Source organism: Desertibaculum subflavum, assembly GCA_003576705.1.
Taxonomy (GTDB): Bacteria; Pseudomonadota; Alphaproteobacteria; order Ferrovibrionales; family Ferrovibrionaceae; genus Desertibaculum; species Desertibaculum subflavum.
Map to the genome: position 1 here is coordinate 1 of QOZS01000131.1, position 1,060 is coordinate 1,060.

Sequence of the window (1,060 nt, forward strand, 5' to 3'; positions counted from 1 at the left end):
CTAGAGCGGGATGAGATTGGCTTGAATCGGCAGGGGATTCCCAAGGGGCTCGAATAGTGATTCAAGATGCGGGCTGGGGATGGAGGCCAGCCAGCATGGGACGTCCCTATTCGATGGATCTTCGCGAGCGTGCGTTGGCGGCTGTTGAGCAGGAAGGCATGAGCCGGCATGCGGCGGCGCGCCGGTTCGGTGTTGCGCCGAGCACGGTGATCAACTGGGTCCGCCAGTTCCACGAGGAAGGGCATGTCGAGCCCGGGCAGATGGGCGGCCACAAGCCGAAGACGCTGTCGGGCGAGCATCGAGTGTGGCTGATCGCCCGGTGCCAGGCCGGGGACTTCACGTTGCGGGGCCTGGTTGGGGAGCTCGCGACCGAGCGGGGCCTAAAGGTCGACTATCGCTCGGTATGGGAGTTCGTGCACGCCGAGGATCTGAGCTTCAAAAAAAACCGTGCTGGCCAGCGAGCAGGACCGCCCGGACGTGGCCCGAAGGCGCGCACAGTGGACAAAGTACCAGGGGCGGGTTGATCCAGAGCGTCTTGTCTTCCTCGACGAGACCTGGACCAAGACCAACATGGCGCCGCTGCGGGGCTGGGCGACGCGCGGTCAAAGGCTCAAGGCCAAGGTCCCGCATCGCCGCTGGAAGACCCTGACATTCCTGGCCGCCTTGCGCCTCGACAGCGTCGAGGCGCCCTGGCTGATCGACGGCCCGATCAACGGCGACCGCTTCCGTCTCTACGTCGAGCGGATCCTGGTCCCCAGCCTCCGCCCCGGCGACATCGTCATCATGGACAATCTCGGCAGCCACCGCGGCAGCGCGGTTCGCGCAGCCATCCGCGCCGCCGGCGCCAAGCTCTTCTTCCTGCCGAAATACTCCCCCGACCTGAACCCGATCGAGCAGCTCTTCGCCAAGCTCAAACACATGCTCCGCAAGGAATGCGCCCGAACCGCCGACGCCATCTCGGACGCGATCGGCCGCATCCTCGATAGCTGCACATCAACCGAATGCGCCAACTACTTCAAAAACGCCGGCTATGCACAAAGCTAAATGCATCACGCTCTAG

1 protein-coding gene is annotated in these 1,060 nt (G+C 64.4%); it reads left to right on the top strand.

Annotated elements, in window-relative coordinates; all coding sequences use genetic code 11:
• Positions 1–95: 95 nt before the first annotated feature.
• Positions 96–1,044 (top strand): IS630 family transposase gene (locus DT074_RS27840; protein ID WP_438503719.1). Its coding sequence is split into 2 segments (ribosomal slippage): positions 96–439 and positions 438–1,044, totalling 951 coding nucleotides; the frame shifts between segments, so codons are not numbered across the junction.
• The last annotated feature ends 16 nt before the right edge of the window (positions 1,045–1,060 follow it).